The following is a 23,991-nucleotide window of genomic DNA, read 5'->3' on the forward strand; positions in this document are numbered from 1 at the left end:
GCGCGCATTAAGCGTCACCAGGACGGATGACGCGCACGGCACTCGCGCGAAGACGCCCGGTTTTGGTCGTCGCCGGCGCTTTACGGGCAGCAGGTTTGGCGGTCTTGGCTTTGGCGGTGCTTTTGGCCTTGGTGGTGGTTTTGGCCGTTGAGGTTTTGCGTCGTGACGTTTTTTTGGTAGCGGCTTTGGCGTCGAGGAGTTCGATGGCCTCCTTCAAGGTGATGTCGTCGGCGCCCTTGCCTTCCGGCAATGACGCATTCACTTTTCCCTGCTTCACGTAAAGGCCGTAGGGGCCATCAAAGACCTGCACGGTCTCTTCGCTTCCCTCCGGTTTTCCAAGATCCTTGAGCGCCGTCCTTCCCCCGCGTCCACGTTTTGGCATGGCGAGCAGTTCCAGGGCTCGGCTCAGCCCAACGGCGAGCACGTCGTCATCGCCCTTGAGGGAGCGGTAGTCCTTTTCGCCTTTCCCCTTGTCCCAAACCACGTAGGGGCCAAAGCGACCCAAGCCAGCCTGAACCTTGCCGCTCTCTGGATGTTCGCCCAGGAGACGGGGCAAGCGCAGGAGTCCGAGCGCATCATCCAACTTCAGATCTTCGGGCTTCACCCCTTTCGGCAAGGAGGCCCGTTTCGGCTTGGGATTCTCATCGCTGACCTGACCTTTCTGCACGTAAGGCCCGTATTGGCCGAAGAGCAGGTAAACCAGATCGCCCGTTTCTGGATCCTCGCCGAGTGCTTCTGGACCATCGGCTTTGTGCTTCAGGATCAGCTCTGCTTGTTCGTGATCCAGTTCTCCTGGGGTCACGTCCATAGGCAGGTTCGCCTTGATCAGCTCCTCTTCTCCGTCGTCACCAACGCGTTTGGATTCGAGATAAGCGCCGTATCGCCCGATCCTGACCACGCAAGGCAAGCCTTCGAGGTCGATCGTGCGTGATGCTCCCGGGTCGATGTCTCCCTCGCGTTTTTGGACCAAGGACTCCAGTCCTTCGTCGCCTTTGAAAAATCCATCCAAGTAGGGCAGCCATTGCACTTTCCCGGTGGAGATTTCATCCAGCGTGGTTTCCATGCGGGCCGTAAACCCGGTATCCACCAGATCAGGAAAATGCTCTTCCAGCAGAGCGGTTACGGCAAAGGCTGTGAAACTTGGGGTGAGCGAATTGTTGTTGAGCGAGGAATAGCCTCGATCCACGATCGTGCCGATGATGCTGGCGTAGGTGGAGGGACGACCGATGCCCTCTTTCTCCAGCATTTTCACGAGGGAGGCCTCGCTGAAACGAGCAGGCGGCTGGGTTTGGTGTCCGAGCGCTTCGACGTCATGAACCTTGGGTGAGTCCCCAATTTTCAGGGCCGGCAACAACACTTCCTGGCCTTCTAACGCCGCATCAGGATCGTCGCTGCCCTCGACGTAGGCGCGGAAAAAGCCAGGGAAATCAATGCGTTTTCCACTGGAGCGGAACACGGCTTCTCCCACGGTGAGGTCCACCGCGAGCATGGTGAGCCGGGCTTCGGCCATTTGGCTCGCGACTGTGCGCTTCCAAATCAGCTCATACAACGACAGATCACGCCCTTCGAGGCCTGTTTCGGACGGAGCGCGGAAGCTCTCACCTGAAGGTCGGATCGCCTCATGGGCTTCCTGGGCATTGCGTGACTTGGTGCTGAACTGCCTGGGCCCCTTGCTCAGATACTCCTTGCCGTAGCGCGATTCCACACAGCTGCGCGCCGCCGTAATGGCTTGATCGGAGAGATGCACCGAATCGGTGCGCATGTAGGTGATGAAACCGCGTTCGTAGAGGCCCTGAGCGCAGCGCATCGTCTCTCTCGCGGAGAGACGCAATTTGCGATTCGATTCCTGCTGCAGGGTGCTGGTTGTGAACGGCGGAACGGGCCTGCGCACCGTGGGCTTTTCCTCGACCGAGGAGACGGTCCAGTCCGACGATTTCAGGGCAAGCGACAGGGAGCGAGCGTCGTCTTCGCTCAGGAGGCGCACCTTGCTGCCCTGTTTGAGGCCGCCGGTGCTTTCATCAAAGTCAGTGCCGGTGGCGACTTTCGTCCCGCCGAGGTGGGTGAGCTTGGCATCAAAGCGGAGGCTCTGCTGCTCGAGCGCAGCTTTCAGATCCCAGTAGCTGCCACTGCGAAAGGCGCGTCTTGCTCGCTCTCGCTGTACGAGCAGTCGGACAGCGACGGATTGAACACGTCCGGCCGAAAGCCCCCAAGCAACTTTCTTCCACAACAGGGGCGAGAGGGTGTACCCCACCAATCGGTCGAGAATTCTTCTGGTTTCCTGGGCATGCACCAGCTCCATATCCAGCTCACGCGTGTCATCGAGTGCCCTGGAAATCGCTTCTTTCGTGATCTCGTGAAACACCATTCGTTTCACGGGGACCTTGGGTGACAACAGCTGGAGCAGGTGCCAACTGATGCTTTCACCTTCGCGATCTTCGTCCGTTGCCAGCAGCAGTTCATCAACGCCCTTCAGGGCGTCTTTGAGCTCGCGCACAATTTTTTTCTTGTCCTTCGGGACCACATAAAGAGGTTCAAAGTTCGCCTCTGTGTTGACTCCGAGGTTGGCCCACTTCTGACCTTTTTGAGCTGCGGGGATCTCACTTGCGTTGTTCGGCAGATCCCGCACATGGCCCATCGAAGCTTCCACCCGATAGCCCTTGGGGAGGAATCCACGGATGGTGCGCGCCTTTGTGGGGCTTTCAACGATGACCAGGGTGTTCGCCACGGGGGGTCGGTAACCGTCCCCTTCTTTATCGCACCGCCGAGCTTTCTGCAGCGAAATCAGCGAATTCACTCAGGGAAGAGCAGGAGCGCAGTTACAGTCCCTCTAATTGGTTTTACCAGACTCGCCATGTCCGAGTTGGGTGCTCTGCTTCTCTCCACCCAGGCCGTGGCAGCTCCTGGAGAGCTGCTCAATCTCGCTTTGCATGCCGGCACGGTGGGGCCTGAGGCCGCTGTTTTGGTGGCCATGATTGCCACGTTGTTGGTGGATCTAGCGGGGGAAAAAGTTTCAGTTCGCTGGGTTCCACCCATCTGCTACGCGGGGTTGGGGACGGCTTTGGTTCTGCTGGCCCTGCAGTGGAATCAACCCCTTGAACCTTCGTTTTTAGGGGCGTTTCTTTCCGACCACCTCGCGATTGCGTTCCGGGCTGTTGTTGCCCTCTCCACCCTGCTGTCGCTCCTGATCAGCTGGCGATACGCCGAGCAAAGTGGCACGCCCGTTGGGGAATATGCAGCCATCCTGCTGGCCGCCACCTTGGGCGGAATGTTCCTTTGCGGTGCCACAGATCTGGTGAGCGTTTTCGTGTCTCTCGAGACGCTGTCCGTGGCCAGTTACCTGTTGTCCGGGTACATGAAGCGTGATGCGCGAAGTTCTGAAGCGGCGCTCAAATATCTCCTGGTGGGTTCTGCGGCGGCGGCTGTGTTCCTTTACGGAGCGTCGCTGCTGTACGGCCTGAGTGGCTCAACCAGCTTGGAAGTGATCGGTACGGCTCTGGTGACCAGCCCCACCCCATTGGCCGCTCTTGCGCTGGTGTTTGTGCTCGCCACGGTGGCTTTCAAGATTGCAGCTGTTCCTTTCCACCAGTGGACGCCTGATGTTTACGAGGGATCACCCACCCCGGTTGTGGCCTTCTTGTCCGTGGGCTCGAAGGCTGCAGGTTTTGCCCTAGCCCTGCGACTTCTCGTTGGCTGTTTTGGAACTTTCGACACGCAATGGAAACTCCTCTTCACCGTTTTGGCGATCCTCAGCATGACGCTGGGCAACGTGGTGGCCCTAGCCCAGACCTCCATGAAGAGGATGCTGGCGTACAGCTCGATTGGGCAGGCCGGATTCGTGATGATCGGTCTGGTGTGCGGCACGGAAGACGGCTTCGCCGCCATGGTGCTTTACATGGCCACCTATCTGTTTATGAACCTTGGTGCATTCGCTTGCATCATCCTGTTCTCGATCAGAACGGGAAGCGACCGAATTTCTGACTATGCCGGTCTTTATCAGAAAGATCCCTTAATCACGCTTGGTCTGAGTCTCTGCCTCCTATCCCTTGGTGGCATTCCACCAATGCTTGGTTTCTTCGGGAAGATTTATTTGTTTTTTGCGGGCTGGGCGGACCACCAGTACGTCTTGGTTGTGGTTGGCCTCGTGACTTCGGTGATTTCGATCTACTACTACATCGGGGTCATCAAGATGATGGTGGTGAAGGAGCCTCAAGAGGCTTCAGACGTTGTGAAGGCCTATCCACCGATTAACTGGAGCACGATCGGACTTCCACCGTTGAGGGTGGCGCTCGTGCTCTGTGTCGTGGTGACAGCAGTGGGCGGAATCTTGTCCAACCCTCTGTTCGAATGGGCTAGCAGCACGGTGGCTGGCACCCCTTTGTTGCAGCAGGCGATTGCTAACTCCTCGGGAGCGTCCCTTGGCTGATCTCTTGGATGATGCCCGTCCATCGGTGGCTCAGCTTCGAGATGTCAGCAAGGTCTATGGATCTGGAGAAACGGAGGTCAAAGCTCTCAATGGGCTTGATCTGGATGTGCTGCGGGGTGATTACTTGGCCGTGATGGGTGCGAGTGGATCGGGCAAGAGCACGGCGATGAATGTTCTGGGCTGCCTGGACCGACCCACCAGCGGCTCCTACTGCCTCAATGGGAGTGCTGTGGAGCGGCTTGATGACGATGCGTTGGCCGATCTGCGCAATAAGGAACTGGGTTTTGTCTTTCAGCAGTTCCATCTCCTCCCCCATGCGACAGCACTGGAGAATGTGATGCTGCCAATGATCTATGCCGGCCTCCCTCCATCGGAGCGGGAGAAAAGGGCTAGGGCAGCCCTGCAACAGGTTGGCCTTGGGCAAAGGATGGAGAATCGCCCCAACCAACTGTCGGGTGGTCAGCAGCAGCGGGTGGCTATCGCCAGAGCAATCATCAACAAGCCAGCGCTCCTCCTCGCTGATGAACCCACAGGGGCCTTGGATTCACGCACGACGAACGACGTTTTGAACTTGTTTGATGAGTTGCACGCTCAAGGCATCACGATCGTTCTCGTCACCCATGAAGACGATGTGGCAGCGCGTGCTCAGACTGTGATTCACTTTCGCGACGGTAAGGTCGAGCGCGTGGCAGAAAACCGCGTTAACCCAGGCCTTCAAACGCCTTCCCCTCAGTAAATGGATAAAAGCTTGATAATGGCCCAGTTGCCAGAACCCTCTGATCAAACGATTCGAATTCTGCTTGTGGATGACGAAGTCCGCTTGACGGAGTTGTTGAGATTGGAGTTGGACGTTGAAGGATATGAGGTTGAGGTCGCAGCTGATGGCGCGACCGGATTGATCAAAGCCAGAAGTCAACCCGAGCCTGATCTCATTGTTCTGGATTGGAACCTTCCAGATTTTTCAGGCGTAGATATTTGCCAGCGAATTCGCAGCAGTGGAGTAACGACTCCAATCTTGATGTTAACGGGGCACGATGATATTTCTGATCGCGTTAAAGCCCTGGATGCTGGAGTTGATGACTATTTGGTAAAACCTTTTTCAATTGAAGAATTGATGGCTCGCTTGAGAGCGATGCAGCGCAGAGCTCAAGGCTTCTCAGGATCCGGAAAAGGCAGAGATGCCGAGTCCACATTCTTGTCTGTTGGAGGTTTGACGCTGAATACCCAGACAAGGGATGTGCATCGTTCTGGGCAAAGGATTCAGCTTTCGGTGAAAGAATATGAGTTGCTTTGTTTCTTGATGCGTGGCAGTGGAAAGGTGTTGGAAAGATCTGAAATTATGAAGGGTGTTTGGGGAGATGATTTTTATGGAGATGACAATTTGCTCGACGTTTATATACGTTACTTAAGGCAAAAAGTAGAAAGCAAAGATCTTCCGGCTTTGATTCACACGCTCCGCGGTGTTGGATTTATTTTAAGAGACGAAAGTCATTCCTCAGATTCATAAAAATTTCAGGCTTTATTCCTTTCGAGACTGTTCATCAGTTGCCCCACGAGCAAGGAAACGGCATCAGTGCCAGACGCTGCGATTGGGTTGAGATCGAGTTCGCCGGGATCTTTGGCTACCCAGCCATTTCCTTGTTTCATTCTCAGTTCGAAATGAAGATGAGGTCCTGTGCTGAGGCCGGTGCTTCCGACCCTTCCAATCACCTCACCTTGTTGGACCTTTTGCCCGGATTTCACGTAGATCTCTGAAAGATGCCCGTAGAGCGTGCGCCGTGTGGGGGACGTGTGCTCCAGTTCCACAGCAATGCCATACCCCCCGGCGAGTCCGCTACTCATCACCGTGCCTGAGAGGGCCGCAATCACAGGAGTGCCTTCTGGGGCGGCCAGGTCTTTTCCTGCATGCATCAACCATTGGCCGATCACGGGATGCTGGCGCATTCCGAATTCACTTGTGGTGATGGCAGAGCCGATGATGGGAAAGAGCAGGCGCTGATCACCATTGCCAGCGATCGCAAGAGGTCTGGGCGAAACGGAGAAGACGGATTCCAAGCGAAAGCCATGTCCGGCTCCTGCAAGAAGTGCAGAAACCGGCACGGCGATGGGCGCGAGGCGCCGATTCGTTTGGCTGAAGGTTGCGCGATTGGAACGCCCACGAAAGGCGACGCCAGTGGCGCATTCACGCTTGGACAGAGCGCCACTACGACAGGCTTGTTGAAAGCGCGGCACATCGATGGGCTTGGCAACGGCTCCTCTTTCCAGCGTTCGCCGCTCCTGGGGCGTAATGATTTGGTTGCGTTCGAGGGACTCCAGCGAGCGATCAAAGCGTTGGGGTGGCTTGACGCGACGTTCAGCGGGAGGAAGGAGGGGCGCTTGTGGTATGGGAAGGGCTTGAGGGGTCTGAGGAGCAGAGGGCAGGGTCAGCAGCAAGGGAGCAGTAAGCCAGCGCAGAACCACTTCGTTTCAAACGTCTTATCTGGCGAGATTGTAGAGATTGTCAAGGGTGCCATCAGGCCAGCGGGTCCAGCTGGCGGTCCGGGTTCCTTGGCCAAGTTGCAGTGCTCCATTCGAGGCCAATCCTTGAATGTCCCAGGTCTCCCCGCTCTGAGGATCCTGAACCTGATGGGCCCAAAGGCGGTTTTCGATGCCACGGCGCACAACCTCTGGACGGTTTGCCAGGGTCTGGACGCGGCCCAATGCTCTTAACACCTCCACCGTCCAAAAATCGCGTCGTGCACGACCAGGCGGTAGGAGTTCGCGCAGGGCAACAGCCCCCATGGGACTGGGATTGGCCACATTCAAGCCGATGCCGATGCGCACCATGCGCAAGCGGCCTCCACGAAACACCAGTCGAGGAAGCATTCCAGCCAGTTTGCGCGAATCGATTAGGAGATCGTTGGGCCACTTGATTCGCACGGGGAGCCCCTCTTGCTCCAGGCGTTCAGCCAAGGCCAGTGCCACGATCAGCCCGAGCATGTCGGCATGGCCGCCGCTTGCATCCCAGGGAAGGGCGGCACTGATCCACACCCCTCCACGGGCTGCCTCCCAGCGCCGGCCGCGCTGCCCCTGCCCTCTGGTTTGATGATCGGCCAGAACAGCTCGAGGCCATTCTCCGCGCCAGGGCACCGCTTGAAGCCAGTGGTTCAACTCCAGTTCGGTGCTGGCACAAACTGGTTTGCATTGGAGCCTCCAAGCCGCAGCTTGATGTCTGCGAAGGCGATGGAGTAACCCTCCTCCGCCACGCAGCTGATGGTTCAGCACTGCTGCTGCCACCAAGGAGCGAGTCGTGCGACGGTCGCTTCAAGTTCGTCAGCTGGACGGACCAAGGCAAGGCGTAGCCAATCACGCCCCGCTTCTCCAAACCCGGAGCCAGGTGTGACCACAACCCCGCAATGTTCCAGAAGTTGAGTGGCCATCTGCTCGTCTCCCCATCCTTTTGAGCGGGCCCAGGCCGGGAGGGGCATCCAGAGATAAAGGGCCATCGTTGGCAATGGGATCGACCATCCAAGAGCAGCCAGTGCAGCGCGCGTGCGATCGCGCCGTTCTCGATAGATGGGCAGGAGATTGGCTGGCCAATCAGCGTGCTCCGAGAGGGCCACAACAGCTCCCTGCTGCAGCGCCTGACATTGATTGAAATCGATCACGCTTTTGGCCTGCCGCAAGGCCGTAATCAGAGGTTCGGCTCCGATGGCGAATGCCAGACGAAACCCGCCCAAGCACCATCCCTTGGACAGCGAAAAGAATTCGATCCCGCGTTCGCGCCAGTGGGGACAACGCAAAAGGGACGGTGCTTCTCCCTCAAGCGCTAGGTCTAGATAGGGATTGTCGTGGGCGATGACTAGATCATGGTGGTGGCCTTGATGCATCGCTTCATCAAGCCAGGATTGTTCGCCAACGCAGGCTGTGGGGTTATGGGGAAAACCCAGAATCAATAAACGCAGTTGATCCCACTGACTCTCTGTAATCGCTTTGAAGTCCGGTGCCCAACCTCGCTCCGGCGTGAGGGGCAGGGTCTGGATCGAGGCATCGGCTAATTCAAGGCCTCCGCGATGGGAGGGGTAAGACGGATCAAGAATCAGGGCTTGATCCCCTGGATCCAACACCGTCAGGGGTAAATGGGCGGTTCCCTCTTGAGATCCAACCAGGAGAAGAACCTCTCGCTCAGGATCCACAGCCACACCCAGACGCTGCTCACACCAGGCCGCGGCGGCCTCTCGAAACGAGGCCGTTGCCGCGTGCAAACAGTACGCCGCGCTTCTGGGCTCCTGGAGAAGGTCCCCCATGGCCTGGACGGCGGCCGGAGGGGGAAGCAGATCGGTGCATCCCAGGGAAAGGTCGATCAGCGGTTGCTGTTGTTGGGCGTCCCCGAGCTGGTACGAGCGCTTGCGCTGATCGTTGCGATCAAACACGCCGCTGCCGAGCCGGGCCAGACGCTTAGAGGTGAGCATCCAGGAAGGCTTGCAGCTGAGGACGGGCAATGGCCCCTTCGTGTCGAGCGATCTCCTGGCCGTTGCGGAACAGGATCAGGGTTGGAATGCCTTGAACCTTGAAGCCATCGCGGGTGATCGGATTGCCATCCACTTCAAGTTTTCCAACCAAAAGGCGTTCGGGGTAGGTCTCAGCAGCCCAGTCCATCAACGGTGCCATCAACCGGCAGGGGCCACACCATGGGGCCCAGAAGTCAACCAAAACGGTCGTGGATGCAGCCAACACCTCCTGCTCGAACGCTGCATCTGTGAAGTCGGAAACAGCTGAAGACACGGGCGATTTTGGAACTGAATGAATCCTATGGACTCGGCCGCTGAAGGCGTTGATTCATCACAGTTTGTCGATAGATCGCCGCAGCTCCTCCAGATCGGCATCCACCTCTTCCACCTTCACGGGTTTCACCTCGGAGTCTGCTGCGGGCAGAGCGGCAGCCTCTGCGCCTCCCTCCACCTGCTTTCTCAGAGCGGCAAGTTCGTCGTCCACATCGTCGCCACCTTCAAGCGCCGCGAACTGGCTATCAAGGTCCGCGCCGGCGAGTTCAGCGGCCGCTTGGCTGCTGGCTTCCAGAGATTGAACCTTGTCTTCCATGCGCTCGAAGGCAGCCATGGCTGAGTTCGTTCCCATGCTGCCAACAGCGCTCTGGAGCTGCTGTTGGGCCTGGGCGGCTTGAGCCCGGGCTTTAAGCATGTCTTTCTTGGTTCGAGCCTCGGCAATCTTTCCCTCTAGAGCGACCAAGCTTTTCTTGAGGGTTTCCACTTGAGCCCCTTGGGCCTGAACTTGGCTGCCAAGAGATGTGGCCGTTTCTTGGAAGGTTTTGCGACGCGTCAGGGCTTCGCGTGCCAGGTCATCCTCGTTTTTCTTGAGGGCAAGTTCGGCGCGCTCGTACCAGGTACGGGCTTGAGACTCGGCCTGCTCTGCTTGGTTCTTGAGCCGTTTTTGACTGGCGATCGCCATGGCAACAGCCTGTCGGAGCTTGACCAGGTCGTCTTGCATGTCGGAGACGGCTTGATCGAGGATCTTGACGGGATCCTCCGCTTTGCTAACGAGATCATTGAGGTTGGCGCGCAGCAGACGGCTAAGCCGGTCGAAGAAACCCATGAATCGGTGCGAGCACTGCCAGAGATTAGCGAGCTGGAGCACCTTCCCCCACTAAGGTCCAATTTCCTGGGATGACGTGATGGGACGAGCACCTCGATCCCAACGGCGCCGATTTGGTCGGGGAGAGGTGTTGGTGCCGCCGCCACCGCCGCCGGTTCAGCCCCTTGTGGAGTGCCTCGACTCCCTACGCAGCACTTGGAGAAGGGAGGGTTCGCTGGCTGCGCTTTGGCAGGACTGGCCCCAATTGGCGGGGCGTCCCCTGGCCGATCACTGCAGGCCTTTGAATTTGAGCCATGGGGTTCTCACGGTGGGGGCTCGTCACCCGCAATGGCGGCAGGCTTTGCAGTACAGCAAGCCTCAACTTTTGGCGGCCGTGCGCAGTGCGGGCCATGCCGTGCGTGATCTGAGGATCCAGCAACACCACCCCTCTCCTGCGGCAGATTTAGAAAGCGAGGAGAGTGTTTGGGCTCGCCATCCAAGTCGGATCGATGTGCATGGAATGGACTCATGCCCTTGCTGCCAAAGCCCAGCCCCTGCAGGAGAGATGGCGCTCTGGGGTCACTGCGGATTTTGTCGACGATTGAAGTTGTCAGAGTCGCTCGTAAGCGGTCAGTAACGTTCAGGACGAGGCTGTTCCCATGTTGGATGAGTCCCTTTGGCATGGAGCTTTAAAGCTCTTTTATCCAATGTCCTCCTGTCGAATCGAAGAACTTGATAAATTCCAAATTGTCCGAGGGGCTCTGGATTGAGGCCCCTCCAATGTTTCTTTTTCATTGTTTGTGAATCGATAACAATTAGTGCCGACGGCGAACTTCCTTTCTTGCTGATTGGGACCCCTTGCCATCCCTGTCTTTTCTCCTTGCTGAAGCGATCTGCAAGGTTGATGAAGGCGTTTGTAGATGTTCCTTCGTAAACCACAACCTGATCTGTGTAGAAGTGCAAAGACGGTTTCATCACCCCAACCATCGCTATGGGTTCATCAGGTCGTTGATGGTGCAACACAGTTGCGGCTACATCACGGATTGGAAGCTGACGCACGCGATCGCCTAAGCCAATCATTGGGATGAGGGCAATGAGCTGGAACACCACCAGCGGTCCCTGGACGGCAAGGAGGCGACCGGAGGCCTTCTGCCTGATCATCCAGAGCCCTAAAACGACAGCGACCGAAAAGCACACCGCTGCCCTGAGCACCAAGCGGCTTGCGAGCAGTTCGGCAGGCAGCGTGGGCATCTCGGGATCATCGATGAGGGGAACCCAGATCGAGGAACTCCAGAACCCCACCGCGAAAACAAACGTGAGCAAGATGGTGGCGCCCCAGGCCCAATCCAAAGGGCGGCGGATTTGTTGTCCCGAGGACCTTGCTGCGAGGGCGATGAGAATGGCAGCAGCCGGAGTGGCCGGTAACCAGTAGCTCGGAAGCTTCGTTGCCGCTGTGGTGAACAGCAGGAGGATGGAGAGAAGCCAGCAGCTTGCAAAACTCTGGAGAGACAGGGTTGTGGTGGGTTGGCTGGATGAAAACGCCCGCTTGAGATTGGAAGGATGCAGAGTTTGCGCCAGCCCAAGGAGCAACAGGGGGGTGAAGGGCAGGGATGCCACAACCAAAATCACCCCAAAGAACCACCAGGGTTGAAGGTGGCTATTCACGACTGACGTGAAGCGTTGCAGGTTGTGATAGCCAAAAAAACTGTCCCAAAAAGGTTGGCCTTCGACCAGCAGTTCTGCGACGTACCAAGGGAGGCTGATCAACGCGGTGATCGCGAGGCCGCGGATCGGTTTGATGCAGCGCCACAGGCCCTTGAGGTCTCGGCGCATCAGCGCAAAAAGGGTCAGGGTCATGCCACTGAGGACGACGGCGACAGGCCCTTTTGTGAGAACGGCTGTGGCGAGCAGAACCCAGGCAAGCCACCATCGTCGTGAGTGGCCACTGGCGTAACAACGCCACTGGTAAAGAAGGCTGAGGGCGAGGGTGCCGCTGAGTAGGGCATCACTGACGGCGGTACGACTCCACAGCTGCACCAAGGGAGAGAGCGCAAAGGCCAGTGCTGCTGCAACCGCAGTGCGGCGTGGATGGCTGTCCTCTGCGCTTGGGTGCACCATCAAGGTGTCCCCAAGCATCAGCATGGTGGCCACACTCGCGAGGGCAGAGGGAAGCCTTCCCGCCCAGGTGCCGAGTGGATCCCAGAGCTCATTGGCGGGGAGCGAGTACCCCAGACCCATGAGCCAATACACCAGGGGCGGTTTGTCGAATCGGGGTAATCCATTGACCCGAGGCGTTAACCAGTCACCCGTGCGTGCCATGGCACGACCCGCGGCTGCAAACAGCGGCGGGGTCTCATCGACAAGACCGGTGGCCCCCAGTTGCCAACAGCCCAAGGCAAGGCCAAGCGCCAAGATCAGCAGCAGCCCTCGGCTGCGCTGTCGTGGCGAGATCCGTGCGTCGGTGGGGGCGTTGATTATCGACATGGGGCGATCGTGCCATTTCCTGCAGAGAGGCCCTGCCTGATCCAAGCCTCTACGCGTTGCGCAAACACTGTGTGGCTGGCGTTTTGCTCCACCCAACGGCGACAAACTTGTCGATCGATTTGATCGACCTTGCGGCAGGCCATTGTGAGGGCCTCGAGATCATCCGGTGGCACCAGCCATCCCGTGATGCCGTCTTGAATCAGCTCGCCAGGACCGCCGCGGTCATAGGCCACAACAGGGACTCCGCAGGCCATGGCCTCAACCACCACGTTGCCGTAGGCCTCATTCCACTTGGGCGTATTCAGGAGAGCGCGGCAGCATCCAAGCTCCTGCTGAAGGCGGTGTGTTGGCTGAAAACCACGCCAATCAAGGGTTCCGGGAGGCACGGCTGCTTCGACCGCTTGCGCATAGCCAGCATCTTCGACCAAGCCCCACACCAGAAGCGTTTCTCCAAGAGCTGCGGCAACGGCTGCGGCATCTTCGAGACCTTTTTCAGGCGCGATGCGACCGGCCCAACCCAGTGGGCCATCGAGGTTCAACTGCAATTGGTAACGGGTGAGGTCAAAGCCATTGCCCACGATGGAGGGTGGACTGGTCAGGGAAAAATCACCCGCCTGTCGCTGGGTATGGAAGGACATTCGCCTCTGGTCCCAGCGGGCGAGTTGAGAGATGACCTCATCCATCGCCCGCGAGACAGAACCCATGCTCACGAGATGAAATAACGAGGACTTCGCATGGGGAGTGAGCCAGAGCGGTAACCAGTCGTAGCTGAAGTTGATGACCGCATCGGCGTCTTCGCTTAAGGACAACGCCAGGTCCCATAGATGGGGAAGCACGCCATCGCATGGAATTTGAACGGAAGAAGCTCTTTCGGCATGTTGCCAGCTGGGTTGGTCGCTGCCCCCTGCGGTGTGCAGGAGGAGTCCAGGGCAGTCGTCAGGGGCAACCGAACCCTCTGGGGCGACCAGGGTGATCCGATGTCCCCTTGCGGCAAGACCGCGCAACAACGAGGTGAGCGTCAGTTCCACACCGCCACCGCGTCCACTGCCCAAGTGACCGATGGGTGTGCTGACAAGAACTAAATCAAGGGGAGGGGTGCTCATGCGCCGAGATCGCTTTGCTGGGGGTCATTCACGAGAGCAACCGGCTCCCAGAGTCGTTTGCGTTGGCTCACCAGCACGACGGAAATCAGGACCAAAACCACAGCTAACCATTGCAGGGTGTTGAGTCGTTCTTGCAACAGCAGCCCCCCAGACGCCAGCGCAAACACGGGTGTAAGAAATCCCAGTGTGGTGAACCCTGTGAGGTCCTCACGATTGGCAAACCAGAAAAAGAGTGCGTAGGCCACGGCACTCCCCATCAGCGATGCATAGGCCATCTGCGTCCAAGCCAACGCGGACCAAGAAGGAATCAAGGGGAACGCTCCGTCGAGGCCATGCCAAACCAGCAAGGGGAGTCCCCCCAGGAGCATGTGCCATCCCGTAACGGCTACAGGATCACTGTTTCGGCAGGCGAATCGACTCAGAACAGTGCCGACAGCCATCGCAATGGCAGCCGCCAACATCCAACCAGTTCCAGCCTGCCAACCGGATTGAAAGGACACCCCCTCACCCAAGAGCCACCAGTGCTGCAGAAGCGGTTGGGGGACACCTAGACAGACAATTCCCATCAGGCCGAGAACCAATCCCATCCAACCGATGGGATTGATCGTTTCGGCAAAGAGCCAGCGGGCAAGCAGGGCAACCATCAAGGGCTGTGAATCAATCAGCACGGAACCGAGGCCAGCGCCCGTGCCTTCGAGTCCGCGGGCAAGACAGATCTGAAAGAGCAGGGCATCAACCAGGGTGAACAGGAGAAACCAACCCCGATCCCCAGGATCAATCGCTAAGGAACGCCCGAGGAGCGGAACAAAGGCGATCACAACGATTCCAGCCGGCAGCAGCCTCAAGCAGGAGACCAGAATCGGCCCTCCCGTGCTGACCAGAGGAGCCATGGCTGTCATGGCCGTTCCCCAGAGGGCGAACGGAAGGACCATCAGCAGCCCTCGGCGGAGAGATCCCATGGGGTGCTGCGAACAGGCTCCTTTTTAAGATCTAAACGTGTTTGATTGATCGTCATGATCTGGCCCTGGCGCCGCAAGTCCCGGCGAACGATGGCGAGGATCGCCATTGAGGGGGCGATCACTGGCTCCACGCGCCGTCGCGTCCTTAAAGCTCTGAAGGAGGTTCAGGAGCGGGAATTCCCTGCACTCTTGCTGCGGATTGATAGTCCTGGAGGGACTGTTGGCGACAGTCAGGAGATTCATGCTGCCTTGCTCAGGCTGCGGGAAAAAGGCTGTCACGTTGTTGCCAGCTTCGGAAATATCTCTGCTTCTGGTGGGGTTTATGTGGGTGTTGCTGCAGAAACGATCGTGTCCAATCCAGGCACGATCACCGGTTCTATCGGTGTGATTCTTCGCGGCAACAACCTGTCCAAATTGCTGGATCGTGTTGGTGTCAAATTTGAAACGGTGAAGAGCGGTGCTTTCAAAGACATCCTTTCTCCGGATCGTGCCCTTGGACCAGAAGAACGTGAGCTGCTGCAAGCCTTGATTGACAGCAGCTACGAGCAATTTGTGGCGGCCGTCGCCGAAGGACGAAAGCTGGATCCAAGCCGAGTCCGCGAGTTTGCTGACGGTCGGGTGTTCAGCGGTGCGCAGGCCAAAGATCTTGGGCTTGTGGATGAATTGGGGGACGAAGAGCGCGCAAGAGTGCTTGCGGCACAGTTGGCTGATCTGGATGAAGAGCGCTGCCGCGTGGTGACCCTTGGAAAACCTCGCAAGCCCTTGTTGCAAGGGTTGTCAGGGTCCCATTTGCTTGTACGCATACAGGAGCTCGTTACGGTTGAAATGGAGCTCAGCGGTCAACCTTTGTGGTTGTTTCGGCCATGACCTTGGGGAGCGGCTTGGCATTGCGTGGTCTGCGAGGTGCGACCACCTGCAGTGCCAACACAGTTGTTGCGATCGAGCAGGCGGTCTCTGAACTGATGGATGCCCTGGTGGAACACAACGCTCTGAAGCCGGAATGCATCGTTTCGATCACGTTTTCGGTGACAACCGATCTGGATGCCTGTTTCCCAGCGGCCATCGCACGTCGTCGTGAAGGTTGGGATGGGGTGGCACTGATCGACTGTCAACAGATGGCTGTTGAGGGGGACCTGGCCAGGTGCATTCGTCTTTTGGCCCACACCTGGATGCCAGAAGATCAGGAGCTTCGCCACGCCTACCTAGGGGAAGCCAGCCGCCTCAGGCCAGATAGATCCAGTCACAACTGACAGATGCCGCGCCGGCCCTTCGGACCCCTTGCCGCTGCCTGTCCTTAGGACAATCATGGGACCTAACCATTGCGGTGGTTGTTTTCACCAGGTGAACGAATGGACCTTCTGCCCACGACCCAGACCCGCCGCCTCGCTGTGATTGCGGGGGTCATCGGTTGCGGAGTTGTTGCTTCCGCTTCTGTGGTCGAGATGCTCCAACCCGTTGCTGTTCAAGCTCAGAACACTCCTTCCTTGATGGAGTTTCGCTGGGAAAGCGATAACAACTATCGCAAGTTGTACTACGTCCAAACCAGCACCCGCACGCGCGAGCGCTCGGATTACTACTTGATGCTTCGGCCGAAAGATCGCAAAACCGCGATCCTGAAGCTCACCATCACCATTCCTGATTACTTCAACGCAAAGATCCGCCCCAACAAGTTGAAGCTCTGCAAGATGAAGAAGGGCGGCATGCTCAGCAGAAGCCGTTGCGAAGAGATCATTCCAGCCGTTTTCGAGGTCAGCGAGAACCAAACTGCAATCGAGGTTTTCCCCGAAACTCCCATCCCAACCGAAGACACCTACGCCGTGTCCATGACGATCTTTAATCCCAATAAAGCTGGAATGTTTCAGCTCAATGCTCTGGCCCAGGCGCCTGGGGATGTTCCTGTGGCCGGCTATTTGGGGAGCTGGAACTTCAGTATCGACTAAGCATTGGCTGATAAGCTCTTCTACTGATGAAAGGCTGGGCGCCAGAGTGAATCCATGACCAAACGAACTTTTGGTGGCACCAGCCGTAAGCGGAAACGCGTTTCCGGTTTCCGTGTTCGCATGCGCTCTCACACTGGCCGTCGCGTGATTCGGACCCGTCGCAAGCGTGGACGTTCACGCTTGGCTGCTTGAGCTTGATCAGCAACGCTTAACCCCTTTAGGGGGTGACGTTTGAACGAATTCGATGGTGCTTCCGACGTCCATGCGATTGCGCGGTCACCGCTGTTTCGATCATCTGCATCGCAGGGGTCAGCGCTTCCACGGCTCGTTGATGACCCTGCGTAAAGCCTCGGCGATGCCGAGGCTTCTGCGTAGGGAGTGTCGCCCTGTCGAGGAGAAGGGAGCAACGGCGGTGTGTCGATGCGCTGTGGTCGTCAGTAGCAAGGTCAGCAAACGGGCCGTCGTCCGCAATCGGCTCAGACGCCTGCTGCATGACCACTTGCGTGAACATTTTGAGCAGTCGTTTCAGCACGCCAACACCTGGGTTTTGATCAGTCTTAAACCCGGCGCAGAGGCCAAAGATGCCCCCGTCCTGGAAGAATGCGACAGATTGCTCCAACAAGCGGGGTATTAGCCATGCCAACGTCCATCCAAGAAGAGACCTTCTACGAAGGGGGTCCAGCTCGCGGCGATTTGATTTTTAATCTGTTGCTTGGGCTGACACTGATCGGTCTGCCCTTTGCGGTTGGAGCGATTGTTCGCGCGGTTTGGTTGCGTTTCAACATCACCACCCGTCGAATTTCGGTCACTGGCGGCTGGATGGGACGGGATCGCAGTCAGGTGGTCTTCAGTCAGGTGCGTGAAGTCCGCAGCGTGTCCCGCGGCTTTGGCGCCTGGGGAGACATGGTTCTTGTCTTGACAGACGGATCACGTCTGGAGCTGCGCTCCGTCCCACGGTTCCGGGAGCTCGAGGCTTTCATCGAAGAGCGCATCCGTGCCCGACGTGACAATGCGAGTGCGAAGGAGGAAGACAACAAGGGCTTCGCGGCCTGAGTTAGGTGTTCGCCTCAAGCGAATTTCCACAGAAGCCCTTGTGCTGTTGCACACTGGCAACAACATTCATCAATCACTCGGAACGCCATTGTGATCGGGTACATCTCCGACAATCTGTTGCTGCCAATCCTGGATTTTTTCTACGGATTGGTTCCAAGCTATGGCTTGGCGATCGTGGCCCTCACGGTGGTGATTCGCCTGGCTTTGTTTCCTCTCAGCGCAGGCTCGATTCGTAGCGCCCGGCGCATGCGCATCGCCCAGCCTGTGATGCAGAAGCGTCAGGCTGAGATCAAGGCCCGCTACGCAAGCGATCCCCAAAAGCAACAAGCCGAACTCGGAAAGTTGATGAAGGAGTTCGGCAGTCCTCTGGCGGGCTGCTTGCCACTGCTCGTTCAGATGCCCATCTTGTTTGCGCTGTTTGCGACGTTGCGGGGATCACCCTTCGCGGATGTGCCTTACACCCTCAATCTCAAGGTGCTTCCCGCCGATCAGATTGCCGCTGTTGAGCCCAAGCCTTTCACCAGCGCCAGCCATTCGATCTTCATTACAGAAACGAATCACGTCCCCATCATCGCGAGCCTTCCCGGCGGCACCAAGATCGGGGCTGGAGACTCCGCCACGATTCAGCTCGAGACGCGCAGTGGAGAGAGTTTCCGCGATGTGATTTCGGGTGTTGATAACGGTCAAAGATTCCTTCCCAATTGGACGGTCACCAAGGGAGAGGGCGTTGTCAGCGTGAGTGAGACGGGAACGATTACGGCTCTCACGACCGGCGATGCAACGGTTGAAGGAAAAATCACCGGTTTGGCCGCCCGCAGCGGCTTCTTGTTCATCAAGGCCCTCGGTCAGGTTGGTTTTTACACCGAGGGGGCGATCAATTGGGACATTGCCATCCTGATTGGTGCCTTCGGTCTCAGCCTGTTTGCGTCTCAGCTTCTCTCCGGCATGGGGATGCCCGCCAACCCCCAGCAGTCAACGGCTAACAAGATCACTCCAGTGATGATCACGGGGATGTTCCTGTTCTTCCCACTCCCTGCTGGTGTTTTGCTCTACATGGTGATCGCCAATATTTTCCAAGCCCTGCAAACGTTCCTGCTTACGCGTGAGGCTCTGCCTGACAACCTTCAGTCGATCCTTGATGATCAAAGACTGAAGAATTCCCAGCCTGCAGCGGCCTCTGCGGGTGGTGGCTCCAGCTCTGGTCGGATGCCCTTCGAGCCCAAAGGCGGAAACAAATGATTCCTGGGCTCGAGCCCGTTCCCCTTCGCGAGCTGCAAGCTCTTGGGTCTGTTCGTGATTGGGAATTCGAGGGCCAACTGGATGAGCTTCCCTCCCTAACCCCTGTTCGCGGCAATCTGCAGGCCGAGCACCGCGGCAACATTCTCGAGGTTTCCGGTTCGGCTCAGACCATCGTTTGCCTTTGTTGCGATCGCTGTCTGAAGCAGTTCAACCGCAAGTTGTCCACGCAGGTGAATGAGCTGATCTGGCTTGGCGATCCTGAAGCTGCAGAGGCGATGGCTGAGCAGGGCCTCGATGCGTCTTCAGTGGATGGACTTGTCGAAAGCCTTGATCCAAGGGGCAGCTTTGAACCAGAGCGATGGGTGTTCGAGCAATTGAGTCTTCAAATTCCAGCCGTCAATTTTTGCGGTGATGACTGTTCAGGCATGCCTCAAGCGGCCAACCAAGAGCCCCCTGCTTCGCTGTCGGCCGCGGCCGATCCGCGCTGGCAGGCACTGTTGAACCTGCGCGCTGACGTCGGCGAGGAGTCGGAGGTATCCCGTGACTGAACAGTGGGCCCAAGAACTCGATCTGCTCATTCGCGCCGGCACTCCTCTGATCTGGATTCGCAGCCACGAGGAGGAGCGCGTTGAATCTCTTTTGAGTCAAGCGGCCGAACGCTTGCCAGGCCGGCGACTGGCGTCATGGGACTTTGTGAGTGGCCTTTCAGGTGTCCTTGGCAGCGAGGGACTCGGAGCTCGTCAGCCGATGGTTGTTCTGCAGTGGTTGCAGGATCTCGATGGCAACAGTCCCACGCTGTTTCTGCTCAAGGATGTGCATCGCTTTTGCGATGACCCGGGGATCGCCCGCATGCTGCGCAATCTCACGAGTTTGTTGCGTGGACGCCCTCATACCCTTGTGCTCGGTTGTGGCAGCTGGACGCCGCCCCCAGATTTAGAAGAAGCCCTCACCCTGCTCGACCTGCCCCTTCCCCAAGAACAGGAGTTGATGACCCTGCTTGGCAATATTTCGAAGGCAACAGGATCGCCCCTCAATAGCGAGGTGCTTGAGGAGCTCACCCATGCCTGCTGTGGATTGAGTGAATCACGGGTGCGTCACGTGGCGGCGAAGGCGTTGGCTCAGCGCGGCGAGCTCGGCCGCCAGGACCTTGCTGATGTGCTGGAGGAGAAGCGTCTCGCCCTGGCGCGTAGCGAAGTGCTGGAGTTCTGTCCTACCGACGCCACCCCCTCCGATATTGGTGGGCTGGAAGCTCTCAAGCAGTGGCTCGAGCAGCGCCACCGTGCCTTCAGTGATGAGGCCAGGCGCTTTGGCTTGCCCCTCCCTCGGGGTGTGCTCTTGGTAGGGCCGCAGGGAACAGGTAAGTCGCTTACGGCGCGAGTGATCGCCCACAGCTGGTCCATGCCCCTCCTGCGTTTGGATGTGGGTCGGCTTTTTGCCGGACTCGTTGGCGCGAGCGAAGCACGCACGCGCGAAATGATTCAAAGGGCTGAAGCGATGGCTCCCTGTGTGCTTTGGATTGATGAAATCGACAAAGGATTTGGCAGTGACGGCCGCAGCGATGGCGGAACCAGTCAGCGGGTCTTGGCCACCGTTCTGACCTGGATGGCGGAGAAAACATCTCCAGTGTTTGTGGTGGCCACCGCCAATGGAGTGGATCGGCTGCCCGCTGAACTGCTCAGAAAGGGCCGCTTCGATGAGATTTTTCTCCTCGATATGCCCGCTCGCTCTGAACGTCAGAGCATCATGGAATTGCACATCGGTCGCAGACGGCCAGGGCTGCGCCTTCCCGTTGAAACCGTCGTCGACCGGACGGAGGGGTACTCCGGAGCAGAGCTCGAGCAAACGGTGATTGAAGCCATGCACCTGGCCTTTGCGGAAGGCCGTGAATTGGCGGAGTCCGATTTGATTCAAGCTGCGGCTCAACTGGTTCCTCTGTCGCGTACCGCCAAAGAACAATTGGAAGGTCTGAAGCAATGGGCGAGTAGCGGCCGGGCGCGTCCAGCTTCATTGCGACTGGTAACGAACCCTGACAGGGCGTAACGAACCAGGGGCATGGGCCCAGACAAGGTTTGGCGACCTCCGTATGTTTCGTCAATAGCGCCCCTTTGTCCGTGAATCGTTTTTCGGATCTCACCACCCAACTCGCTGCTGCCTGTCTTGGTGCCGGTGTGATTACAACCGTTGCGGTCGCTCAGGGGCAGAATCCGATTACAGCCCTCGGCATCACCTTGTTCTCGGCTGTTGCCGCGGTGATGGTTGGACAGGTTCTCTAGGAACGTTGATCATTTGATCTGAACCGAGACGTAGGCTTTTCAGCCTGCCCTCTTCAGAACTTCCGTGCTTGACCAGCGCCTGGTGCGTGACAACCCCGAACTGATTTCCCGTGAGTTGGGACGGAGGGGGATGGATGTTGATCTCACAGGTCTTCAGCTGATTGCACAGCAGCAACGCGATCTCGAGGAGCGTCGCAGCAGCCTTCAAGCCGAGGGCAACCGCATTGGCAAACAGGTTGGTCAGCGCCTTCAAGCCGGGGCCGATCCAAAAGGGACTGAAGTTGCTGAACTTCGCCTGCAAGGCAACCAAATCAAGCAGAAGGTTGCCGTGATCGAGGATGAGGAGAAGCAACTCACGGCACGGTTGCGTGAGGAACTCCTTAGCTACCCGAATCTGCCGTCAGAGGCGTGTCCAGACGGTCGCAGCGAAGACGACAACAAAGAGGTTCGTCGCTGGGGTGATCCCCGGGTTGAAGACGGACTGATTGAGCATTGGCAAATCGCCGACCAGCTGTCTTTGCTCGATACGGAGCGGTCTGTCCGAATTGCCCAAAGTCGCTTTGTGACCTTGTTTGGGCAAGGCGCTCGGCTGGAGCGAGCGCTCATCAACTTCATGCTGGACCTGCACACGGGGAAGGGCTACCGCGAAGTGCTTCCTCCGGTTTTGGTCAACAGCGCCAGCCTGATGGGATCAGGTCAACTGCCCAAATTTGCTGAAGAAAGCTTCCGTTGCGCGGAGGATGACCTCTGGTTGACACCCACCGCAGAGGTTCCGCTCACCTCGCTGCATCGCGACGAAATCATTCCTTCGGATCAATTGCCCCTGCGCTACGTGGCCTATAGCCCCTGCTTTCGCAGGGAAGCCGGTAGCTATGGACGGGATACGCGGGGGCTGATTCGCTTGCATCAGTTCAACAAAGTTGAGCTGTATTGGTTCGTTCATCCCGAGCGCTCTGAAGAAGCGCACGCCCAAATCACCGCCGACGCCGAAGCCGTGCTTCAGGCTCTGGAGCTGCCCTATCGCGTGCTTGAGCTCTGTACGGGGGATCTGGGTTTCTCCGCCGCCCGCACCTATGACCTCGAAGTTTGGTTGGCAGGTGCAGGTGCGTTTCGGGAAATCTCCAGCTGCAGTGTCTGTTCCGATTTCCAGGCTCGTCGTTCCTCCATCCGCACGAAAGATGGCAAGACCACACGGTTGGTTCACACGCTCAATGGCAGTGGCCTTGCGATTGGCCGCACCATGGCGGCTCTGCTTGAGAACGGGCAACAGCCAGACGGGAGCGTGAAGCTTCCCCAGGCTTTGGTTCCGTACTTCGGTTGCGATCGTCTCCAGCCAGAATGAATCGATTAATGGATCCGATATGAACGTTCTGGCAGCACTGTTGGTTCTGGGGCTGCTGATCGTGATCCATGAGGCTGGTCACTTTCTTGCGGCCAGATTTCAGGGCATCCGCGTGAATGGATTTTCGATTGGATTTGGACCTGCCTTATGGAAACTCGAGCGTGGAGGTGTTACCTATGCCTTGCGCGCCCTTCCTCTTGGTGGCTTCGTGTCCTTCCCCGACGACGAGGAAGACAGTCCCATTCCTGCGGATGACCCTGACCTTCTTCGCAACCGCCCGATCCCACAGAGAGCCCTGGTCATTAGTGCAGGGGTGCTGGCCAATTTGTTGCTGGCTTGGCTGGTTCTCGTCGGCCATACCGCTCTGGTAGGAGTGCCAGGCGATCCTGACCCTGGGGTGATGGTGATGGCTGTTCAGCCGGGTGAACCCGCTGAGAAAGCAGGCTTGCAACCCGGTGATCAAATTTTGAGCATCGAGGGATTGTCCCTGGGTCGTGGCGAGAAGGCCGTGAAAGACGCCGTGACGCCCGTTCGCGATAACCCCTCTCGAGCTCTTTCCCTTGAGGTGCAGCGAAATGGATCGCTTCGAGTGATTGCGCTCACTCCGGAGGACCATCAAGGCCAAGGACGCATCGGTGCCCAGCTCCAGGCCAACTTCAGTGGATCCACGCGCGCTGTCCATGGCTTGGGTGAAGCGATCGCAAGTGGATCAGAGCAGTTCTCTGGACTGTTGCAACGCACGGTGTCCGGATATGGAGCCTTGTTCACTGATTTTGGAACGACAGCTCAGCAGGTGAGTGGGCCGGTCAAGATCGTGGAGATGGGCGCCCAACTCTCCAGTCAGGGCGGAAGTGGCCTCGCCCTGTTCATGGCGTTGATTTCGATCAACCTCGCGGTGCTCAATGCCCTCCCATTGCCCCTTCTTGATGGAGGGCAGTTGGTGTTCATCCTTTTGGAGGGAGTGCGCGGACGGCCGATCCCAGAGCGCTTTCAGCTGATTGTGATGCAATCCAGTTTTTTGCTCGTGGTTGGCCTGAGTGTGCTTCTGATCGTGCGCGATACCAGTCAACTCACGGTTGTTCAGCGCTTGCTTGGTCAATGAACAGATAGAGTGAGGGATCAAGACGTCCGATCTGAACTCGCTGCATGGCCAAGAAGTCGATGATTGCCCGCGATGTGAAGCGGAAAAAGATAGTTGAGCGCTTTTCGGAAAGGCGCGCAGCCCTGATGGCTGCGTTTCATGCGGCTAAGGATCCTATGGAGCGTCTTGAGATCCATCGCAAGATTCAAGGGTTACCTCGTAACAGCGCCCCCAACCGTGTGCGCAATCGCTGCTGGGCAACTGGCAAGCCCCGTGGCGTGTATCGCGATTTTGGCCTGTGTCGTAACCAGCTCCGTGAGCGTGCACACAAGGGTGAACTTCCCGGTGTTGTGAAGTCCAGCTGGTGATTGGAGTTCACTCTCTTCCAATCGATTCGACGAAGAGGTGAGTCATCACCTCTTTTTTTTTGAGCTTTTTTATGGCGACGGATCTGTTGGATTTTGTGGATCTAACCGGGTAACCCCAGCAATGGGTTCCGCCCAAATGTAAGAATCAGAATTGACAG

General features: G+C 57.8%; 26 protein-coding genes. 17 read left to right on the plus strand and 9 right to left on the minus strand.

Going from position 1 to position 23,991, the window contains the following annotated elements; all coding sequences use genetic code 11:
* Nucleotides 1-7 precede the first annotated feature (7 nt).
* Entirely contained in the window at nucleotides 8-2,725 is a 2,718-nt protein-coding gene (gene topA, locus DXY38_RS00620) for a type I DNA topoisomerase (protein WP_115070080.1), read from the minus strand.
* 126 nt (nucleotides 2,726-2,851) lie between these two features.
* Here topA and DXY38_RS00625 point away from each other — a divergent pair, with 126 nt between their 5' ends.
* From DXY38_RS00625 to DXY38_RS00635, 3 genes are read left to right on the plus strand one after another with little or no spacing between them, the layout of a single operon-like run.
* On the plus strand, nucleotides 2,852-4,423 hold the full coding sequence (locus tag DXY38_RS00625) for an NAD(P)H-quinone oxidoreductase subunit N (RefSeq protein WP_115070038.1): 1,572 nt from the start codon (nucleotides 2,852-2,854) through the stop codon (nucleotides 4,421-4,423).
* On the plus strand, nucleotides 4,416-5,159 hold the full coding sequence (locus DXY38_RS00630) for an ABC transporter ATP-binding protein (protein WP_115070039.1): 744 nt from the start codon (nucleotides 4,416-4,418) through the stop codon (nucleotides 5,157-5,159). Before DXY38_RS00625 ends, DXY38_RS00630 begins: the two co-directional genes overlap by 8 nt.
* An 18-nt stretch (nucleotides 5,160-5,177) precedes the next feature.
* Nucleotides 5,178-5,930: a response regulator transcription factor gene (locus DXY38_RS00635; protein ID WP_115070081.1), complete on the plus strand. Its 753-nt coding sequence runs from the start codon at nucleotides 5,178-5,180 to the stop codon at nucleotides 5,928-5,930.
* Nucleotides 5,931-5,935: 5 nt separating this feature from the next.
* Here DXY38_RS00635 and DXY38_RS00640 read toward each other — a convergent pair whose 3' ends face one another.
* Genes DXY38_RS00640 through DXY38_RS00660 form a run of 5 tightly spaced genes read right to left on the minus strand, consistent with a single transcriptional unit; the run spans nucleotide 5,936 to nucleotide 10,012 of the window.
* On the minus strand, nucleotides 5,936-6,883 hold the full coding sequence (locus tag DXY38_RS00640; RefSeq protein ID WP_115070040.1) for a M23 family metallopeptidase: 948 nt from the start codon (nucleotides 6,881-6,883) through the stop codon (nucleotides 5,936-5,938).
* A gap of 15 nt (nucleotides 6,884-6,898) precedes the next feature.
* Entirely contained in the window at nucleotides 6,899-7,702 is an 804-nt protein-coding gene (locus tag DXY38_RS00645; RefSeq protein ID WP_371410973.1) for a biotin--[acetyl-CoA-carboxylase] ligase, read from the minus strand.
* Nucleotides 7,681-8,874, minus strand: coding sequence for an aminotransferase class I/II-fold pyridoxal phosphate-dependent enzyme (locus DXY38_RS00650; protein ID WP_115070041.1), 1,194 nt, complete (start codon nucleotides 8,872-8,874; stop codon nucleotides 7,681-7,683). The genes DXY38_RS00645 and DXY38_RS00650 overlap by 22 nt, the downstream gene beginning before the upstream one ends.
* Entirely contained in the window at nucleotides 8,861-9,187 is a 327-nt protein-coding gene (gene trxA, locus DXY38_RS00655) for a thioredoxin (protein WP_115070042.1), read from the minus strand. Before trxA ends, DXY38_RS00650 begins: the two co-directional genes overlap by 14 nt.
* Nucleotides 9,188-9,244: 57 nt before the next feature.
* The gene (locus DXY38_RS00660; RefSeq protein ID WP_006853486.1) at nucleotides 9,245-10,012 is read right to left on the minus strand and encodes a PspA/IM30 family protein; all 768 of its coding nucleotides are present in this window, start codon (nucleotides 10,010-10,012) and stop codon (nucleotides 9,245-9,247) included.
* A 79-nt stretch (nucleotides 10,013-10,091) separates the two neighbouring features.
* On the opposite strand from DXY38_RS00660, the gene DXY38_RS00665 reads away from it, so the two are divergent.
* A complete protein-coding gene (locus tag DXY38_RS00665) occupies nucleotides 10,092-10,628 on the plus strand; it encodes a DUF721 domain-containing protein (RefSeq protein ID WP_006853485.1) in 537 nt (178 codons plus the stop codon).
* Here DXY38_RS00665 and DXY38_RS00670 read toward each other — a convergent pair.
* The 3 genes from DXY38_RS00670 to DXY38_RS00680 are packed head-to-tail and all read right to left on the minus strand — an operon-like array spanning nucleotide 10,622 to nucleotide 14,537.
* The gene (locus DXY38_RS00670; RefSeq protein WP_115070043.1) at nucleotides 10,622-12,475 is read right to left on the minus strand and encodes a glycosyltransferase family 39 protein; all 1,854 of its coding nucleotides are present in this window, start codon (nucleotides 12,473-12,475) and stop codon (nucleotides 10,622-10,624) included. The two genes, DXY38_RS00665 and DXY38_RS00670, sit on opposite strands and share 7 nt — an antisense overlap.
* The gene (locus tag DXY38_RS00675; protein WP_115070044.1) at nucleotides 12,466-13,578 is read right to left on the minus strand and encodes a glycosyltransferase; all 1,113 of its coding nucleotides are present in this window, start codon (nucleotides 13,576-13,578) and stop codon (nucleotides 12,466-12,468) included. The genes DXY38_RS00670 and DXY38_RS00675 overlap by 10 nt, the downstream gene beginning before the upstream one ends.
* Nucleotides 13,575-14,537, minus strand: a complete 963-nt coding sequence (locus DXY38_RS00680) for a DMT family transporter (RefSeq protein WP_115070045.1) — start codon at nucleotides 14,535-14,537, stop codon at nucleotides 13,575-13,577. Before DXY38_RS00680 ends, DXY38_RS00675 begins: the two co-directional genes overlap by 4 nt.
* A gap of 54 nt (nucleotides 14,538-14,591) precedes the next feature.
* Between DXY38_RS00680 and sppA the strand changes: the two genes are divergently transcribed.
* The 13 genes from sppA to rpsN all read left to right on the plus strand — a co-directional run bounded on the left by sppA (nucleotide 14,592) and on the right by rpsN (nucleotide 23,833).
* Nucleotides 14,592-15,404, plus strand: coding sequence for a signal peptide peptidase SppA (gene sppA / locus DXY38_RS00685; protein WP_115070046.1), 813 nt, complete (start codon nucleotides 14,592-14,594; stop codon nucleotides 15,402-15,404).
* The gene (gene aroH / locus DXY38_RS00690) at nucleotides 15,401-15,787 is read left to right on the plus strand and encodes a chorismate mutase (protein WP_006853480.1); all 387 of its coding nucleotides are present in this window, start codon (nucleotides 15,401-15,403) and stop codon (nucleotides 15,785-15,787) included. Before sppA ends, aroH begins: the two co-directional genes overlap by 4 nt.
* A gap of 99 nt (nucleotides 15,788-15,886) precedes the next feature.
* Nucleotides 15,887-16,477 carry a DUF2808 domain-containing protein gene (locus tag DXY38_RS00695; RefSeq protein WP_115070047.1) on the plus strand — a complete coding sequence of 197 codons (591 nt, stop codon included), beginning with the start codon at nucleotides 15,887-15,889 and terminating at the stop codon, nucleotides 16,475-16,477.
* Nucleotides 16,478-16,531: 54 nt separating this feature from the next.
* Nucleotides 16,532-16,669: a 50S ribosomal protein L34 gene (rpmH, locus tag DXY38_RS00700; protein ID WP_011620012.1), complete on the plus strand. Its 138-nt coding sequence runs from the start codon at nucleotides 16,532-16,534 to the stop codon at nucleotides 16,667-16,669.
* 52 nt (nucleotides 16,670-16,721) lie between these two features.
* Nucleotides 16,722-17,111, plus strand: coding sequence for a ribonuclease P protein component (rnpA, locus tag DXY38_RS00705; protein ID WP_115070048.1), 390 nt, complete (start codon nucleotides 16,722-16,724; stop codon nucleotides 17,109-17,111).
* Nucleotides 17,112-17,113: 2 nt separating this feature from the next.
* Nucleotides 17,114-17,530: a PH domain-containing protein gene (locus DXY38_RS00710; protein ID WP_115070049.1), complete on the plus strand. Its 417-nt coding sequence runs from the start codon at nucleotides 17,114-17,116 to the stop codon at nucleotides 17,528-17,530.
* Nucleotides 17,531-17,620: 90 nt separating this feature from the next.
* Nucleotides 17,621-18,769 (plus strand): membrane protein insertase YidC, encoded by a 1,149-nt coding sequence (yidC, locus tag DXY38_RS00715; RefSeq protein ID WP_006853476.1) that lies wholly within the window; start codon nucleotides 17,621-17,623, stop codon nucleotides 18,767-18,769.
* The gene (locus DXY38_RS00720; RefSeq protein ID WP_115070050.1) at nucleotides 18,766-19,317 is read left to right on the plus strand and encodes a DUF177 domain-containing protein; all 552 of its coding nucleotides are present in this window, start codon (nucleotides 18,766-18,768) and stop codon (nucleotides 19,315-19,317) included. The genes yidC and DXY38_RS00720 overlap by 4 nt, the downstream gene beginning before the upstream one ends.
* A complete protein-coding gene (locus DXY38_RS00725) occupies nucleotides 19,310-20,809 on the plus strand; it encodes an AAA family ATPase (RefSeq protein WP_115070051.1) in 1,500 nt (499 codons plus the stop codon). The genes DXY38_RS00720 and DXY38_RS00725 overlap by 8 nt, the downstream gene beginning before the upstream one ends.
* A 71-nt stretch (nucleotides 20,810-20,880) precedes the next feature.
* On the plus strand, nucleotides 20,881-21,042 hold the full coding sequence (locus DXY38_RS13430; protein ID WP_006853473.1) for a hypothetical protein: 162 nt from the start codon (nucleotides 20,881-20,883) through the stop codon (nucleotides 21,040-21,042).
* Between the two features lie 64 nt (nucleotides 21,043-21,106).
* Nucleotides 21,107-22,384, plus strand: a complete 1,278-nt coding sequence (gene serS / locus DXY38_RS00730; protein ID WP_115070052.1) for a serine--tRNA ligase — start codon at nucleotides 21,107-21,109, stop codon at nucleotides 22,382-22,384.
* Nucleotides 22,385-22,403: 19 nt separating this feature from the next.
* Nucleotides 22,404-23,486, plus strand: a complete 1,083-nt coding sequence (gene rseP / locus DXY38_RS00735; RefSeq protein ID WP_115070053.1) for an RIP metalloprotease RseP — start codon at nucleotides 22,404-22,406, stop codon at nucleotides 23,484-23,486.
* A 44-nt stretch (nucleotides 23,487-23,530) separates the two neighbouring features.
* Nucleotides 23,531-23,833, plus strand: coding sequence for a 30S ribosomal protein S14 (gene rpsN, locus DXY38_RS00740; protein WP_038013462.1), 303 nt, complete (start codon nucleotides 23,531-23,533; stop codon nucleotides 23,831-23,833).
* The last annotated feature ends 158 nt before the right edge of the window (nucleotides 23,834-23,991 follow it).

Source organism: Synechococcus sp. UW179B, assembly GCF_900474245.1.
In the GTDB taxonomy this organism is placed as follows: Bacteria; Cyanobacteriota; Cyanobacteriia; order PCC-6307; family Cyanobiaceae; genus Synechococcus_C.